Source organism: Hathewaya histolytica (genome assembly GCF_901482605.1).
Lineage (GTDB): Bacteria > Bacillota > Clostridia > Clostridiales > Clostridiaceae > Hathewaya > Hathewaya histolytica.
In genome coordinates this window covers 1,214,179-1,230,502 of the sequence record NZ_LR590481.1, presented here as the reverse complement: position 1 = coordinate 1,230,502, position 16,324 = coordinate 1,214,179, and the positions used below count along the sequence as shown (strand labels likewise).

Below are 16,324 nucleotides of genomic sequence, written 5' to 3'. Positions count from 1 at the left end.
AAAGGTAGTAATAGCTACCTTTTTACCTTAGTTACCATTTTACTATATTTAACTGTATATTTCTAGTTATTTTCGGATTTTTCACATTCTTCTAGCATCCATTCAATATAAATACCATATCCTTTATCAGGTTTGTTTACTAGCACATGAGTTACAGCTCCTACAATTTTATTATTTTGAACTATAGGACTACCACTCATTCCTTGAACTATTCCACCAGTTTTATCTAATAATCTTTTATCCGTAATTTTTATTACCATGCTTTTAGAACTTTGTTGTTCTTGAGTAAGTAATTTTTCTATTTCTATATCATAAAATTCCGGGTTTTTTCCTGTTATAGTAGTATAGATTTGTGCTTTTCCTTCTTTTATTTCTTTTCTATTACCTATTTCTATAGGTTTACTTAATTTATTATTTACATCTTTTTTATAGTCTCCAAATATACCACATATAGTATTGCTTTTTACATTTCCTATGATTTTATTTTCTCCAGTAAATATGCCTTTTAATTCTCCTGGGTCTCCTTGTAATCCTTTCTTTACAGATACGATTTCTGAAGGAACTACTTCTCCAGATGATATTTCAATTATGCTTCCTGTATCTACATCTGTAATCCCATGACCTAATGCACCATACTTACCTGTCTTTGAATCATAAAAAGTTAAAGTACCTATACCTGATGTAGAATCTCTTACCCAAAGTCCTATTTTATACTTATCATCTAGTTTGCTTTTAACTGGTACGAGATTTTTAGTTAATTTTTTCCCCTTATGCTCTATTTCTATTACTACCCTTTGAGACTTATTATTATTTATGATATAGCTTAAATCTTCACCATTATTAATACTTATGTCATTAACTTTTAAAATAGTATCACCAATTGAAATTCCAGCTTTTACTGCAGGACTAGTTTTTACTCCTTTTTCTGTATCTATATCGGATAAGCCAACAACTAAAGCTCCCTTGGTGTTTATTTGTATACCTAAAGGCTCTCCACCTAAGTAAACTTTTCTATTACTTAAAGTTTTGGCATTTGCTTTTATAATGTAATTTTGAGGTATTTGTGTGTCACATACGTATGTTATACAAATATTAAAAAGTATTGTGATGCATAATATGAAATAATTAAATTTTATATTTTTTTTGCTATAATTTTTCAACTTTCATACCTCCATTCTTCTTCTTTTAACTTTAAATTTCCCCATATGTATATCCATTATTCTGTAGTTTATCTTCAAGTTAAGTAAAATATATTATATACTTATATTTTAATTTATCTATTGAAATATAAAGTAAAAAAAGCTATGTTTACAAGTTTCAATGTAAACATAGCTTTTTAAATTTATGCTAATTCTTTTTTATTTTCATTTGCTATTTTTAGTATTTCTTCGGCATGTTCTAAGGATAATTCTGTAGTCCTTAAGCCTCCTAGCATTCTTGCAATAAAATCGATTTTTTCTTTTTCTGTAGCTAGTTTTATATTACTAAAAGTCTTATTTTCTAAAACTTCCTTCCAAACTAAATAGCAATTATCTGCCATAGCTGCTATTTGCGGAAGATGAGTTATACAAAACACTTGCTTATTTTTAGAAATTAAATACATTTTATGTCCCACTCTTTGAGCAACTCTTCCACTAATACCAGTATCAATTTCATCAAACACAACAGTATCTAAATTATCTTTATTAATAAAAACACTTTTTAAAGAAAGCATTATTCTGGAAAGTTCTCCTCCAGAGGCTATTTCATTTATTGGATTTAGTGGTTCTCCCGGATTAGTAGATATTAAAAACTCTACAATATCCTTACCATATTCATTATATTGTTCTTGATTTTTTATAGATACTTTAAATGTAACCTTTTCAAGACCTACATAATTAAACTCTGAAATGATATTCTTTTCTAATTCTTCACTTATTTCTTGTCTTATTTTATGAAGATTATCACTTATAATATCTAAATCCTTTGTTAATTCTTCTTCTTCTTTTAATAAATCATTTATTGAGTTTTCTCTGCTCTCCAATGAATTAAATTCTTCTTCTATTTCTTTTTTATATTTCATAATATCTTCTAAACTGCTTCCATACTTCTTTTTTAAAGTTTCAATAAGATAAAGTCTTTCATTTATATAATCTAATTCATCACGATCATAACTTACATTATCCTTTATATTGCTTATATCATGCACGTTTTGCTCTATTATATAATAAATTTCTTGAAAAGAATCTGCCAACTTTTTTAAATCTTTTTGATGATTCTCTATAGCTCTCAAACTTTTAACTATATAGTTTAAATTATCATATACAGACCTATATCCATCATTACTACTATATAAAACATTATAGCAATTATTTAAACTACTTTGAATTTTCTCAGCATTATTTAAAATATTATACTTATCAAGTAATTCCTCATCTTCACCAATTTTTAAATTAGCTTTATTAATATCTTCTAATTGAAATTTCAAAAATTCACTTTTTCTTAAATCTTCTTTTTTTCTTTCTTCCAATTCTTCTAATTCTCTGTGGATTTCTTTTATTCTTTTATATTTTAATTTATATTTTTCTAAAAGATCTTTTGTTCTATCATATCCATAATAATCAACATATTGTATATGATTATTTATCTTTAAAAGACTTTGGTTTTCATGCTGACCATGAATATCTATCAAAGTTTTGCTAATATCTTTTAAAGAGCTCATTATAACTGATTTCCCATTTACTTTTACTATAGATTTACCATATTTATGAGTCTCTCTACTTATTATTAGAATATCTTGAAATTCTATACCTAATTCATTTAAAATATCTTCAGTATCATAATTTTCTATGGTAAATATAGCTTCAACAAAAGTTTTAGTCTCACCAGTTCTAATAAAATTTTTGTTAAATTTCTCACCTAATACAAAATTAATAGCATCTATTATTATACTCTTTCCAGAGCCAGTTTCACCTAGTAGAACGTTAAACCCTTTGTTAAACCTAATATTAAGATTTTCCATTAAAGCAAAATTTTTAATGTTTAGTTCAAGAAGCATGTTATACCTTCCTTCAAGCCAAAGCTAATTATTAATGATTAATAATTTTGAAAAGAGATTGCAGTACTTCTTCTGCTTTTTCCTCTTGTCTAAATAAAATAAATATAGTATTGTCACCGGCTATAGTTCCTGCTATACCCTCAAATTCTAAAGAATCAATGGCCTCAGCTGCTCCTGCTGCTGCTCCAGATAAAGTCTTTATAACAACAATTTTATCTACTTTTTCTACATTATATAATGTATTCTCTAGTATTCTCATCATTCTTTCCGATTCTTGATTTTCTTTTCTAGAAATTGATGCATACTTATATCTTTTGTTTTTTGATAGCACTTTGGTAAGTCTCAAATCCTTAATATCTCTGGAAAGGGTAGATTGCTTTACAAATATCCCTCGTTTTTCAAGCTCCCCCGCTAAATCTTCTTGAGTTTCTATATCTATTGAATTAATTATTTCCAATATCAAAGATTGTCTTTTACTTTTCACAACTATCACCTTCTATAAATTATTTTACCTATGAATTATCTTATCCCTCAAAACACTAAAATAATCATAGCTCTTAGTTCTTATTAACTTACATTTCTTTTCTGCAGATTGAATAGTTATATAATCATTCTTTGACATTTCTTTAGAGTTCTGCCCATCTACAGTTAAAAATATTTTATCTAATGAAAGTTCAGGTTTTATTACTATTTTAGAATTACTATCGATTATAAGAGTTCTCATTCCAAGTATGTGAGGACATATTGGAGTTATAGCAATCACTTTTAAAGTAGGATAAATTATAGGTCCTCCTGCAGATAAAGAATAGGCAGTTGATCCTGTTGGTGTTGATATAATAATTCCATCTGATTTAAATGATGTGAATAGTGAATCATCTATATAAATATTAAATTTTACTATTCTAGATAAAGTCCCTTTTGATATTACTATATCATTTAAAGCCTTAAAACTTATACTATCATCCTCATTCATACTACAATTTAAAAGAAGTCTATCTTCAACTTTAAAATCATTCTTTAGTATGCTTCTTAGTTCTTCCTTAAAATTATGTAGTTCTGAACTAGTTAAAAAACCTAAATTACCAATATTGACACCGAATATGGGTATTGAATATCCTTCAAGTAATCTAGAGGTATTTAATATAGTTCCATCTCCACCTAAACTTATTACCATATCTAATTCCTTTAGGGTGGAAGGTGATAAATTAACTTCATCTAATACTACAACAGTACTGTTTTCTATTTCTTCATATATTATAGTTTTTATAAAATCTAATACTTCTTTGCTTTTATCTTTTGTCCTATTAATATTTATTCCTATCCTTTGCATAGGTTGCCTCCTACTTTAGAGTGTTAAATGCCTCTTTTATCTTTTCGTGAATATCTTCTATAAATATAGTATCATTATTTTCAGAATTTTTGCTTAAATGAACTAAATACTCTATATTCCCATTTGGTCCAGTAACCGGGGAGTAATCAAATCCTAAAATTTTAAAGTTTAACAATTTAAAGTATTCATATAAATCTACCACTACTTCTTTATGAATATTTTGATCCTTAACTACTCCCTTTTTGTTTAAAAATCTTTTACCGGCTTCAAATTGCGGTTTTATAAGAGCAACTATTTCTCCTGTATCCTTTAAAAGACCTATTACATTTTCCATAACTTTTTTTAATGAAATAAAAGAAACATCTATAGATGCAAAATCTCCCAGTTCATTAAAATGATTTTGTTTAAGTTCTCGTACATTAGTTTCTTCATAGGATATGACCTTAGGATTATTTTCTAAACTTTCATGAAGCTGATCTTTTCCTACATCAATGGCAAATATCTTCTTAGCACCACTTAATAGCATACAATGAGTGAATCCTCCTGTAGAAGCTCCAATATCCAAACAAAGTTTATTTTGAAGAGTTATATTAAACTTAGATAATGCTTTTTCTAATTTAAGTCCTCCTCTACTTACGTACTTTAGATGCTCCCCTTTAAATTCTATTTTACTTTCAATATCTACTTTCGTACCAGGTTTAATTTCTACTTTTCCATTTACATATACTTTTTTATTTAATATGTTTTCTCTGGCTCTTTCTCTGGATTTAAATATTCCTTTTTTTATTAGTAAAACATCTAATCTTTCCTTTTTATTTTCCATATATGTCACCTATTATTTATTGTACTCTTTTAAAATTCTTTCTACAATACTATTAGAATCTAATTTATGCAATCTATACAGTTCATCTACTGAACCATGAGTTACAAATTCATCATTAAAGCCTAAATTAATAACTTTTCCTTTATAAGAGTTTTCAACTAGACTCCTATTTACTAATGATGCTAGACCCCCTTGAATAATATTATCTTCTATAGTTACAATTAATTCTGAGTTTTTAGACATGTGCCTAATCATTTTTTCATCTATAGGCTTTATAAAGGTTGCATTTATAACTTCGCAATCTATGTTCCTAAGCTGTAGTTCTTCTCTAGCTAAAACAGCATGTTGAACCATTTTCCCTGTGGCTATTATAGATATTTTTGCAGAACCATATATTATTTCCCATTCTCCTCTTTTGAATTCTTTAACAGGAGAAAATTTTACATTTTGGTTATCTCCACCTCGTGGATATCTTATAGCTATAGGACCGAAATCTTGACTTGTAGCCCATTTCAACATATATTTTAGTTCATCTACACATTTAGGAGCCATTATTGTCATGTTCGGTATAGGAGATAAATATGAAAGGTCAAAAATCCCTTGATGGGTCTCTCCATCTTGTCCTACTATACCAGCTCTATCAATAGCAAAAACTACTGGTAAGTTCTGTATTGATACATCATGTAAAACTTGATCAAAGGCTCTTTGTAAGAACGTTGAATACACAGCAAAAACTGGTTTAAGCCCATTAGATGCCATACCAGCTGCTAATGTTACAGCATGTTGCTCTGCAATTCCTACATCAAAAAATCTATTTTTATAGGCTTTCTTAAAATCATTTAGTCCAGTTCCATCAGGCATAGCTGCTGTAATAGCAACAATGTCTTTATTCTCCCTAGCAAGTTCAATCATTGAATCACCAAAAGCTTTGGAATATGATACTCCACTTGAAGATCCAGTTTTTCCATTAGAAAAATTGAATGGTCCCACCCCGTGAAATTTATTAGGATTTTGCTCTGCGTATTTATAGCCTTTTCCCTTTTTAGTAATCACATGTATTATAACTGGTTCATTAATTTGTTTTGCTTGAGATAATACCTCAGTTAAATCTTTTATATTATGCCCGTCTATTGGTCCAAAATATCTGATTCCTACTTCTTCAAAAAACATGCCTGGAACCATGATTTGTTTAAATCCATCTTTTAATTTTTGTATTGATGATACCATCTCTTTTCCTACTGCAGGAATCTTACTTAAAGTAGAGTTTACATCACTTTTTAATTTGTTGTACGTAGGATTCGTTCTTAGCTTACTTAGATAAGTAGAAACTCCTCCTACATTCTCAGCTATGGACATTTGATTATCGTTTAAAATGATTATCATTTTAGTTTTATTATACCCAAGATCATTTAAAGCTTCTAATGCCATGCCTCCTGTTAATGCACCGTCACCTATAACTGAAACTACATCATACTTTTTACCACTTAAATCTCTAGCTCTTGCAATACCTAAACCAGCTGAAACAGATGTTGAGCTATGTCCTGTTTCAAAGCAGTCATACTTACTTTCACTTCTCTTAGGAAAACCACTAAGACCACCATAGTTTCTTAAGTTGTCAAATTTATCTTTTCTCCCAGTTAATATCTTATGTACATATGATTGATGTCCTACATCCCATATTACTCTATCATTATTAAAGTCGAAAACTTTATAAAGACTTAAAGTTAATTCTACTACACCTAAATTTGAAGCCAAATGTCCACCAGTTTTTGAAACCTTATCTATTAAAAATTTTCTAACGTCTACAGAAAAATTCTCTAAATCCTTTATAGACATCTCTTTTATTTCATCTATATTCGAATAATTATCTAATTTCCCACTCATTTTCATCTTTCCTTTTTAAAAAATTGAATAAACTTTGCTACATTAAATATAATGTTATTTGAATTTTTTATAGCATAATTTTTTCCTAGAGCCTTGCCACCAATAGTAAATGCTGCCGTTAAAGCTCCTATTATTGCAGGCAATATAACACTCAAAACATTTTCCTTTGGAGTTAAATTTTCCATAAACTTTTTAGTTATTATAGCCCCTGCAGAACCACTGACAATACCGCATATATCTCCAATAACATCATTACAAAAATTTGCTACTTTATCTGCATTTCTAATTAGAGAAACAGCTGTTTTAGCTCCACTAATCTTCTTGGAAGCCATTGCATGAAATGGTACTTCACTCGCAGAAGTTACTGCTGTTCCTATAGCATCAAAAAATATCCCAATTAGAATAATCAATGTTAATAAAATAAAAGCTACTAACAATGATGAATTGCCTAGTAGCGAATCAGATAAAAGGGATATACTTCCACCAAGCAATATAGTCCAAATAAATATTGTTATTATCCATTTTTTTTGACTAAAAGACTTCCCCTTTTTTTTATTCTTTTTTTTATTACTCTCTTCCAAGTTTAATACCCCCAAAAAAAGCAAGTGGTAGTATATTGAGTAAACTTTATGGCTTAGGTCCAGTTGGATTTCCCATAGAAAAATCAAAATGTCGCCACTTTGATGGTTTCCCTTTAACTTCTATCTATAATGTCACCTATTTATAGTACTGAACTACCACTTAGACCATACTATAATCCCCAATATACCTCTTAGCGAATAGTCTAGGAGCTTTCCTCAACAGTTGGCTATTTCTTTAGCCTCTTTTGCAACCTAGGTTTAAGCTAATATGCCTCTACCTAAATCACTCAAGGCAGGCTACACTACACATAGCTGATCACCACAATGTAGGTTTAATCCATAATCGTAGAATGGGTATCTAGCCCATTCCACAAGTTATGGTCTCCGCGAAAGTAGGGTCAGGACCGCATGCCATTGCGGCTGCCCCACTTTCTTACTCCCAGCACCAGCCCATGACTGGGCGTTATAAGCCAGCACAAGGAACTTCATCGATATGCCCTTCAACGGATTTTTAGCCCCGCCTTCAAAAATAGTTACCCGACTAGAATACTATACCACTTTCTTCGTAAATTATATCATAAAATTAATTTTTATACAAAATTTCTAAATAAACTTTGTACCTACTAAAACTTTTTATAAAGCTAAAACTCTCGTATTAATAAAAACTCTGTAAGCATTTTTAATTCCTCTACATCTTTATCTAATCTATCTAAAAGAGAAAAACACTCATTAGTTATTTCCTTTGCTAGTTTTCTACATCCTTCTAGTCCATATATGGTTATAAAATTCGTCTTATGTCTTGTTAAATCCATTTCTATGTTTTTACCTAGCTTATTTGCATCTCCATCCACATCTAATATGTCATCTATAATTTGAAATACAAGTCCCAGTTTTTCTCCATACTCTCTTAATATATCTAATTCTTTCTCTTCAGCTTTTCCTAAAAAGGCTCCAGCTAAAATAGAAGATTTTATAAGTTCACCAGTTTTTTTACTATGCATATAGTAAAGTTCTTCTTTTTCAATCTCTTTATTTTCACTTAAAATATCTACTACTTGACCGCCTATCATTCCTTCTGCAGATGCAGCTTTTGATATAATGTTCATGACACTTAATTTAACATCATCTGCTATATCACAAGAAATCATTATATTAAATGCCTCATTTAAAAGAGCGTCTCCTGCAAGTATTGCTATAGCTTCTCCATATACTTTATGATTGGTTGGCTTTCCTCTTCTTAAATCATCATTATCCATGGAAGGTAGGTCGTCATGAACTAAGGAATATGTATGTATCATTTCTATGGCCGCTGCTATAGGAAGTATTGTTTTGTAGTCATTATTATATAATTTATAAGTTAAGATAGCTAATATTGGTCTTATTCTCTTACCACCAATATTTAAACTATAAGACATTGCATCATAAATTATTTTATTATAAGAACCCTTACCTTCAAAGTATTCCTTAAGAAAGTTATCAATTTCTTCTTTTAAAAGTTTATAGCTCATATTCTTACCTCATTTAATTTCCGTCTTCCTCTAAAAAACTATTCTCTTCACCATTTCTAAGTATGTTTATTTTACCTTCCATATCATCTAAAATTTTAAATAAATTTTGAGATAATTTTATTCCTTCTTCATAGTTTTTTATTCTATCCTCTAATTTCAAGTCGGAATTATCCATTTTCCCCACTATATCTTCGAGTTTTTTAATCATGGTTTCATAAGACTGTTTTTTACCTGCCATTTATTATTCCACCACCTCTATTTTAAGCTTAATTTTTCCATCTTTTAAAGTTATCAAAACCTCTTTTTCTTTAGATAATTGCTCTTTGCTATTAATTATATTAAAATTCTTATCTTGCAAAATAGAGTATCCTCTTTTAAGTACATTGTATGGATTATGTGCATCTAATAAGGATACATTTTTAATTAAATTTTCTTTCTCTAACCCTATATTGAAATCTATATTATTATTAAGTTTGCTTATTAAGAAATCTATATATTCATATTGATTTACTATATATGATTTAGGACTTTGTAATTTTAATTTGTGTAATACTATGCTTACCTTATCCTTTTCCTCTCTTAATTTAAATACTATATTGTTATTTAAATTAAGAGTTAAATTAAAAATTCTATCTTTTAATTCCGTATAGGATGGCACTGCTATTTCTGCCGCTGCTGAAGGAGTCGCTGCTCTCATGTCACTTACAAAATCTGAAATTGTAAAATCTGTTTCGTGACCTACTCCAGAAATTATGGGCTTTTTAGAGTTATGTATTGCATAGGCTAATTTTTCATTGTTAAATGCCCACAATTCTTCAATAGAGCCCCCACCTCTTGCCAGTATTATAAGGTCTATATCTTCCATATTATTTAAATATTTTATACCTTTAATTAAATTTTCTGGAGCTGAATCACCTTGAACAAGGGATGGATATATTAAGATATTTGTCTTTGGATTTCTCCTTAATGAAACATTAATAATATCCCTTACGGCTGCTCCTGTAGGGGAAGTTATTACCCCTATACGCTTTGGATATAGAGGTAATGCTTTTTTATGTCTTTCTTCAAAAAGGCCTTCTTCCTTTAATTTTTCTTTTAAAAGATTGAACTCATAATAAAGTTCTCCGATGCCCTCAAGTTCAATCTCTCTTGCATATAACTGATAATATCCTTCTTTTTCATAGACTGAAACCCTTCCCTTTACAACTACTTTATCCCCTTCTTTTGGAGTGAACTTTAAAGTATTTGCATAGTCTCTGAACATTATACAATTCAATTTGGAGCCAGAATCTTTTATAGAAAAATATATATGCCCACTACTGTGAACTTTAAAATTAGATAGTTCACCTTTAACATAAACATTATTTAGGATAACATCATTATCAAAAGACTTTTTAATATAGTTGTTTAAATTTGAAACTGTTAAAACTTTAATTAACATTTTCTATTTATCAAACCTTTCCGCAGCTTCTACCGTATTTTGTATAAGCATCATTGTTGTGACCGATCCTACTCCACCTGGGACTGGTGTTACATATGCAGCCTTTTCTATTACTCCATCAAAATCTACATCACCCTTCATTTTACCATCTACATTAGAGGTACCCACATCTATAACAATTGCCCCTTCTTTTACATATTCCTTTGTAATTAATCCTGGTACTCCAACGCAAGCAACTAATATGTCTGCTTTATTTGTAACTTCGTTTAAACTTTCAGTTCTAGAATGTGCTATGGTAACTGTAGCATTTTCTTGTAAAAATAGCATAGCTGCTGGCTTTCCAACTATATTACTTCTACCAACTATAACTGCATTCTTTCCTTCTATTTTTTCTCCCGTAGACTTTACTATCTCTAGCACTGAACGAGGCGTGCATGGTATAAAACAGTCTTCACCTTTAAATAATTTACCTATGTTTATATCAGTTAATCCATCTACATCTTTATTTTCACTTATACAAGATGTGATCTTTTTAGGGTTTAGACCTTTTGGCAGTGGTAATTGTAGTATAATACCATGAACTTCCCTATATTCATTTAATTTTTCTATAGTTTTTAGTAATTTCTCCTCATTAGTATCTTCTTCTAAGTGAATTAAATTATATTTAATTCCTACTTTATCACACATTTTCTTCTGATAGTTTACATAAAAAAGAGATCCACCATCGTTTCCTACAAGTACTGCCGTTAAACAAGGAATATTTTTTCCTTCATTTCTTCTTTTGTCTACCATAGTTTTAAGCTTACTAGTATAAACCTCATTTAATTCCTTACCTTTTAAAACAATACCCATTTGTATCTCCCCTTAATCATATTTTTATAGAAAATTTATCAAAAGATAAAATGCCTATCAATTTAAGGATATTATAAAAACTTTGCTAAAACACCATTAATGAATTTACTAGATTTATCATCTGAATATTTTTTAGTAAGTTCTACTGCTTCATTTATAGAAACTTTATTGGGAATTTCTTCTAGATATAATATTTCATATATACTTAATCTTAGTATACATAAGTTAACTTTAGGTATTCTATTTATTTTCCAATTAACTAAGTTATCTTCTATTTTCTTATCTAATTCATCTATATTATCTATAACACCTTTAACTACCGTGTCTATGTATGTATTGTCAATACTTTTTAACTCTTCAGCTTTTACAATTTCATATAAATTTTCTTTTACATTTTCATATGTATCTTTATTTATTAACATCTGATATAAGACCTTCATAGCAACTTCTCTAGATATTTTTCTGTTCATAATTCTCTTTTCCTCCTCTTATGCTTAATAAAACACTTAAATATAATACCACAATCTTAATATATTAACTAGGAAAATATTATCAAGACGAATTCACTATACTGCATTTATATTATACTATATTTAACTAATTTATGTATATTTAAAAATTTAATGTAAGAAAATATAACGCCTTCCTAAAATTTAGGAAGGCGTTATATTTCTATTCTTCTAATAGTTCTTCTTCTCTTTTAGGAAGTTCTACATTTTGAACAAATACATTTACTGAATCAACTTGTAATCCTGTCATAGATTCTACTGCTTTTTTCACATTCTCTTGAGCAGACTTTGCAACTTCATGAATTTTAATTCCATATTCAACCACTACGAATAAATCTATAGAAGAATTATCTTCAGCTAAATTAACTCTTACACCCTTTGAAAAGTTTTTTTTGCCACTTAGGATTTCTGTAAATCCTCCAACTATACCGGAGCTCATTCCAACTATACCTTTAATTTCTGCCGCTGCCAATCCAGCTATCACTCCTACAACTTCATCAGAAATTTTAACTATTCCTTTTTCTTCGTCATTATAAATGTTTTCTGACATTTTCGTACCCCCTTGGATATACTTAGGTAACTATGTTTTATGTTCATTATATCAAATATGAATATATTTTACAAATGATTTCCCACTTATTTTTTTACTGTAATTTCTACATCTTTAATTTTTGTACTGCTTAAGACTTCATCTTTGATTAATTTAATTTGAGATTCGTTTAGTTCTTTACTAGATTTTATAAATACCTTTACCTTGTTTCCATCGATAAAGCATATTACATCTTCAAAACCTTTTCCTTTTAATTTTGATTCTAAATCTACTTCTCTTTCAGATGTTAAAGCTAAAGTTCTATATTGATCTGATGCTTTCTCTCTTTCTTCCTTTGGCGCATTTTCATCATCAATTAAATTTTGTAATGTTTGATATGCTGTAGCTTTACTTCTATCACGAGTTAATCTTTGTTCTACAAAGAATCCTCCTCCAGATGCCTTAGTCTCTTTCATAGTAACTGCACTTTTGTCATCCAAAGGTGCATTAGCATCGTAGATAGGACTATTTAGTTGAATTGCAAGATATCCTGTAAAAGCAACTAAAGCTAATAATCCCACTATAATTACTGATTGTTTTCTATTCATATCTAATTCCCCCCAAATTTTAACTTTCTACAATATTTATATGCTATCTTTTCATTGGATATACCTGAACTTTTTTATCAGGTAAATTAAAAAGGTTAACAACAGCTTCTACAATTCTTAGTTCTGTAACTTTATTATCAGCACCTTCAGCAACTATACAAACTCCTGTAATTTTAGGATTCTTCTTATTTTTAATTAGAGGCTTAGTACTATTTCCATCATTGAAGGTAACAATAGTTTTTCCATCGTTATTCTGGTCAATTTTCCTTTTCCCTCCGCTAGTATCTGTTTCTTCTGTCTTACTTATGGAATTATTAATATTAGTTGCGGGAACATATTCTTCTCCACCATCAAAATAAATTAAACTATCTACTTTTCCTACTCCATCTATTAATCCTAATATATTCTTTAACTTATTATTTAAATTTTCACTATATTCTTTTAAATCTATTTCACTTTTGTAATCCCCACTAGTTCTTATGCTAGTTTCACTTTCTTTTTGTGTTTTGTCATCCTCTTTTACCCTATTCATAACAGCTATATTCTTGCTTTGTTTAGATAGAAGATTACCACCTATAACAAAAAGGCTGCCAATTAGAACTAAAATAATTAAATTTCCATAGCTATTTTTCTTAATTTTACTTTTAGTATCCTCCTTTCTTTCCTTGCTCTCATTATTTAATATATCTTTAAACTTTTTTTTGATTTTTTCCATTAAATCTTCCATAATGCTATCCTCCTATTTATCTAGGCTATATACCGATATTTTATCTTTCTCAAACCCAAACTCTTTTTGAATTATTGTTTGAATATCCTTAGTTTTTTTATCATCTAAATTTTCTATTTTAGCAGCTTCTTCTTTATGATTACTTACATTTACAGGCTTTATTTTTTTAATCTTACCACTTGAAATTCCAACCCTAATTTCTTTTAAATCTATCTTGTTATCCTTCTCATTTATTAGAGCTATAACATTTATATCAAAATTCTCTTTATTATAATGTTTAGATAATATGCTCTGGCATTCTAAAGCTAAGTTTTCTCTAAAATTTTGTAGAGTTCTTTCTAAATTCTTTTTTTTATATTTTTCCACGTCCTTTTCATAGGAATTAGACTTAATATAATCTTCAGCTTTAATACTATAATCTGTTGAATTAAACCCTCTATCCATTATCTTTAAAAGTGGATTTAATATAGCTAATAATACTAAAAAACCTAGAACATATTTTGCATATTTTTTTATTGAGTTATTTGGAAGTATCATTTCTACTGAAGTTATAAATATTATTATGGTACTTAAATTAATTATCCAATCTTTAATCATATTTATCATTTTATCTTCTCCTTAAACAGATATAATGCTACTTCCTGTGGCAGTTACTATAGCTATCATAATAAAGCACATAACCGAAACACATATTAAACTGGACATTATAAGTATTAAAGAGTCTCCTGCTGATGTGATGCAATTTACAACTTTTTTATCACTTATAGGTTGTATTAAAGCCCCTGTAAGCTTGTACAGCATTGCCATTATAAATACTTTTATAATGGGAGTTATAATTATTAATACAAGAATAATCAAACCTAAGGTACCTATTGCATTTTTTATAAGTAGTGAATATCCAGCTACAGTGGATATAGCATCAGATAAAGATTTTCCTACTACAGGTATTACTGTATCTACAGTAAACTTTGCTGTTTTTATAGTAACTTCATCCATAGTTTTAGCCATAATACTCCTTATAGTCAAAAGAGCCACAAATACCGTCATTACTATGCCTTGTATCCATAATACAGAATTTTTAATTAAGGAGCTTAGATTGCTTACTTTGTATTCTTCAGATATATTATTTACAAAGTTTAGTACAAAACTCATTATTATAAGAGGTATTATTATGTTAGATATTATTGTAATTCCCATGTTTAAGATAAATATAATTATAGGATCTAGAAAAGCTGCTTGAGTAACTCCTCCCATTCCTGCTAAAAGTGTCATAAGTACAGGTATAATAGAATACATAAAACCACTTATGCTTTCTATAGAGCTTTTAACTACATCTATGCCTATATAAAAACTTTTTGCAATTATAATTATCATAGTAGAAAGACAAGCAAAATATGCTACAGAAGATATACTATTATTGGAAAATGCATCTTCTAAATTTTTAAGCATAGAACAAACTATACATATTATAATGAGCATCCCCATGAGTTTAAATGTAGAACTTACTTCTTTAAATATCACCCTCTTTAAATTTTTTATTATCTTGTCTCTATTTAAATCACCTTTCCCATCTTTTAATATGCTCTTAACAAATTCCTTTGGTTCTATATCTTTTAATATTTCATAATCACTTTTCATATTAGTTATATGATTATAAACTCCGTTCACTTCTTCCATTTCTTCTTCGTATGCTTTTTTTAGTACCTCATCTCTCTTTAAATTATTGGTATCTTTATCCCCCATAAAAGCTTCATTTCCATAAGTCTTTATAGGGAGAATTATTAAAAATATTATTAGAAAAAAAATCTTTACGTATCTCTTTTTTTTAATAGTGTTAATCATATTCTTACCCTCTTTTATATAATTTTTATTATGGCATCTAATACTGCCATTAATATTGGAATACTTAGAGAAAGAATTATTATTTTACCTGCTAGCTCAACTTTATTTCCTATGCCGGATACGCCTGCATCCTTGCAAACTTCGGAGCAAAATGATGTAATATATGCTATACCTAGGATTTTGAAAACTAGGTTCAAATAGTAAACATCTATATTTGCTTTATGACTAAGTAATTGAAGAAAATTAACTATTATAGTTAACTTGGGAACTACTAGTAAAAAAATTACTATACCTGCTGCTAAACTTATTTCCGTTGCAAGATCGTCTCTTCTACCTTTAAAAATTAAAACTATAGATAAAGATATAAAAGCAAATCCTACTATTTTAAATATATTCATAATTACACCCTCTAAAAAGTAAATAAAGTTTTTACCGTACTAAAAAGATGGTTTATCAAATTTATAACCATAAGAAGTATTATTACTATTCCAGCTAAATTAGTTATTACAGCATAGTCATCTTTCCCTGCACCCTTTAAAACTTTATCAATAACTACTACCAGAATGCCTACACCCGCCATTTTAAGTATTAATGATATGTCCATCATTCCTGTCATAACTGTAACCCCCTTTATCATCTTTTAATTGTTCTAA

General features: G+C 28.7%; 19 protein-coding genes. All 19 read right to left on the bottom strand.

Annotated features, from left to right (window positions below; all coding sequences use genetic code 11):
* Positions 1-62 precede the first annotated feature (62 nt).
* The 19 genes from spoIVB to spoIIIAC all read right to left on the bottom strand — a co-directional run bounded on the left by spoIVB (position 63) and on the right by spoIIIAC (position 16,278).
* Positions 63-1,160 (bottom strand): SpoIVB peptidase, encoded by a 1,098-nt coding sequence (spoIVB, locus tag FGL08_RS05860; protein ID WP_138209892.1) that lies wholly within the window; start codon positions 1,158-1,160, stop codon positions 63-65.
* A gap of 182 nt (positions 1,161-1,342) precedes the next feature.
* Positions 1,343-3,037, bottom strand: coding sequence for a DNA repair protein RecN (gene recN / locus FGL08_RS05855; RefSeq protein ID WP_138209891.1), 1,695 nt, complete (start codon positions 3,035-3,037; stop codon positions 1,343-1,345).
* Between the two features lie 31 nt (positions 3,038-3,068).
* Positions 3,069-3,521 carry an arginine repressor gene (locus FGL08_RS05850; protein ID WP_138209890.1) on the bottom strand — a complete coding sequence of 151 codons (453 nt, stop codon included), beginning with the start codon at positions 3,519-3,521 and terminating at the stop codon, positions 3,069-3,071.
* Positions 3,522-3,545: 24 nt separating this feature from the next.
* A complete protein-coding gene (locus FGL08_RS05845) occupies positions 3,546-4,367 on the bottom strand; it encodes an NAD(+)/NADH kinase (RefSeq protein ID WP_138209889.1) in 822 nt (273 codons plus the stop codon).
* 10 nt (positions 4,368-4,377) lie between these two features.
* Positions 4,378-5,190, bottom strand: coding sequence for a TlyA family RNA methyltransferase (locus tag FGL08_RS05840; protein ID WP_138209888.1), 813 nt, complete (start codon positions 5,188-5,190; stop codon positions 4,378-4,380).
* Between the two features lie 12 nt (positions 5,191-5,202).
* The gene (gene dxs, locus FGL08_RS05835) at positions 5,203-7,074 is read right to left on the bottom strand and encodes a 1-deoxy-D-xylulose-5-phosphate synthase (protein ID WP_138209887.1); all 1,872 of its coding nucleotides are present in this window, start codon (positions 7,072-7,074) and stop codon (positions 5,203-5,205) included.
* Between the two features lie 2 nt (positions 7,075-7,076).
* Complete coding sequence (locus tag FGL08_RS05830) at positions 7,077-7,655, bottom strand: CNNM domain-containing protein (RefSeq protein WP_138209886.1); 579 nt, start codon at positions 7,653-7,655, stop codon at positions 7,077-7,079.
* Between the two features lie 641 nt (positions 7,656-8,296).
* Positions 8,297-9,163, bottom strand: coding sequence for a polyprenyl synthetase family protein (locus tag FGL08_RS05820; RefSeq protein WP_138209885.1), 867 nt, complete (start codon positions 9,161-9,163; stop codon positions 8,297-8,299).
* 13 nt (positions 9,164-9,176) lie between these two features.
* Positions 9,177-9,401, bottom strand: coding sequence for an exodeoxyribonuclease VII small subunit (gene xseB, locus FGL08_RS05815; protein WP_138209884.1), 225 nt, complete (start codon positions 9,399-9,401; stop codon positions 9,177-9,179).
* Positions 9,402-9,404: 3 nt separating this feature from the next.
* Complete coding sequence (gene xseA / locus FGL08_RS05810; protein WP_138209883.1) at positions 9,405-10,604, bottom strand: exodeoxyribonuclease VII large subunit; 1,200 nt, start codon at positions 10,602-10,604, stop codon at positions 9,405-9,407.
* Between the two features lie 3 nt (positions 10,605-10,607).
* Positions 10,608-11,456 (bottom strand): bifunctional 5,10-methylenetetrahydrofolate dehydrogenase/5,10-methenyltetrahydrofolate cyclohydrolase, encoded by an 849-nt coding sequence (locus tag FGL08_RS05805; RefSeq protein WP_138209882.1) that lies wholly within the window; start codon positions 11,454-11,456, stop codon positions 10,608-10,610.
* Between the two features lie 71 nt (positions 11,457-11,527).
* The gene (gene nusB / locus FGL08_RS05800; RefSeq protein WP_138209881.1) at positions 11,528-11,926 is read right to left on the bottom strand and encodes a transcription antitermination factor NusB; all 399 of its coding nucleotides are present in this window, start codon (positions 11,924-11,926) and stop codon (positions 11,528-11,530) included.
* Positions 11,927-12,128: 202 nt separating this feature from the next.
* A complete protein-coding gene (locus tag FGL08_RS05795; RefSeq protein ID WP_138209880.1) occupies positions 12,129-12,515 on the bottom strand; it encodes an Asp23/Gls24 family envelope stress response protein in 387 nt (128 codons plus the stop codon).
* Positions 12,516-12,601: 86 nt separating this feature from the next.
* Complete coding sequence (locus tag FGL08_RS05790; protein WP_138209879.1) at positions 12,602-13,102, bottom strand: SpoIIIAH-like family protein; 501 nt, start codon at positions 13,100-13,102, stop codon at positions 12,602-12,604.
* 43 nt (positions 13,103-13,145) lie between these two features.
* Complete coding sequence (spoIIIAG, locus tag FGL08_RS05785) at positions 13,146-13,829, bottom strand: stage III sporulation protein AG (RefSeq protein WP_243117946.1); 684 nt, start codon at positions 13,827-13,829, stop codon at positions 13,146-13,148.
* Between the two features lie 12 nt (positions 13,830-13,841).
* Positions 13,842-14,435 (bottom strand): stage III sporulation protein AF, encoded by a 594-nt coding sequence (gene spoIIIAF, locus FGL08_RS05780; RefSeq protein WP_138209878.1) that lies wholly within the window; start codon positions 14,433-14,435, stop codon positions 13,842-13,844.
* Positions 14,436-14,447: 12 nt separating this feature from the next.
* The gene (gene spoIIIAE / locus FGL08_RS05775) at positions 14,448-15,671 is read right to left on the bottom strand and encodes a stage III sporulation protein AE (protein ID WP_138209877.1); all 1,224 of its coding nucleotides are present in this window, start codon (positions 15,669-15,671) and stop codon (positions 14,448-14,450) included.
* 14 nt (positions 15,672-15,685) lie between these two features.
* A complete protein-coding gene (gene spoIIIAD / locus FGL08_RS05770) occupies positions 15,686-16,069 on the bottom strand; it encodes a stage III sporulation protein AD (RefSeq protein WP_138209876.1) in 384 nt (127 codons plus the stop codon).
* 11 nt (positions 16,070-16,080) lie between these two features.
* Positions 16,081-16,278, bottom strand: coding sequence for a stage III sporulation protein AC (gene spoIIIAC / locus FGL08_RS05765; protein WP_138211281.1), 198 nt, complete (start codon positions 16,276-16,278; stop codon positions 16,081-16,083).
* Positions 16,279-16,324: the final 46 nt, after the last annotated feature.

Excerpts from the sequence above, each read along its gene's own strand:
- FGL08_RS05840 (WP_138209888.1), bottom strand. The coding sequence starts at position 5,190 with ATGGAAAATAAAAAGGAAAGATTAGATGTTTTACTAATAAAAAAAGGA.
- FGL08_RS05820 (WP_138209885.1), bottom strand. The coding sequence starts at position 9,163 with ATGAGCTATAAACTTTTAAAAGAAGAAATTGATAACTTTCTTAAGGAA.
- FGL08_RS05795 (WP_138209880.1), bottom strand. The coding sequence starts at position 12,515 with ATGTCAGAAAACATTTATAATGACGAAGAAAAAGGAATAGTTAAAATT.
- spoIIIAD (WP_138209876.1), bottom strand. The coding sequence starts at position 16,069 with ATGAATATATTTAAAATAGTAGGATTTGCTTTTATATCTTTATCTATA.
- dxs (WP_138209887.1), bottom strand. The coding sequence starts at position 7,074 with ATGAGTGGGAAATTAGATAATTATTCGAATATAGATGAAATAAAAGAG.
- xseB (WP_138209884.1), bottom strand. The coding sequence starts at position 9,401 with ATGGCAGGTAAAAAACAGTCTTATGAAACCATGATTAAAAAACTCGAA.
- nusB (WP_138209881.1), bottom strand. The coding sequence starts at position 11,926 with ATGAACAGAAAAATATCTAGAGAAGTTGCTATGAAGGTCTTATATCAG.
- FGL08_RS05805 (WP_138209882.1), bottom strand. The coding sequence starts at position 11,456 with ATGGGTATTGTTTTAAAAGGTAAGGAATTAAATGAGGTTTATACTAGT.
- xseA (WP_138209883.1), bottom strand. The coding sequence starts at position 10,604 with ATGTTAATTAAAGTTTTAACAGTTTCAAATTTAAACAACTATATTAAA.
- FGL08_RS05790 (WP_138209879.1), bottom strand. The coding sequence starts at position 13,102 with ATGAATAGAAAACAATCAGTAATTATAGTGGGATTATTAGCTTTAGTT.
- spoIIIAG (WP_243117946.1), bottom strand. The coding sequence starts at position 13,829 with ATGGAAGATTTAATGGAAAAAATCAAAAAAAAGTTTAAAGATATATTA.
- spoIIIAF (WP_138209878.1), bottom strand. The coding sequence starts at position 14,435 with ATGATAAATATGATTAAAGATTGGATAATTAATTTAAGTACCATAATA.
- recN (WP_138209891.1), bottom strand. The coding sequence starts at position 3,037 with ATGCTTCTTGAACTAAACATTAAAAATTTTGCTTTAATGGAAAATCTT.
- spoIIIAE (WP_138209877.1), bottom strand. The coding sequence starts at position 15,671 with ATGATTAACACTATTAAAAAAAAGAGATACGTAAAGATTTTTTTTCTA.
- FGL08_RS05845 (WP_138209889.1), bottom strand. The coding sequence starts at position 4,367 with ATGCAAAGGATAGGAATAAATATTAATAGGACAAAAGATAAAAGCAAA.
- spoIIIAC (WP_138211281.1), bottom strand. The coding sequence starts at position 16,278 with ATGATGGACATATCATTAATACTTAAAATGGCGGGTGTAGGCATTCTG.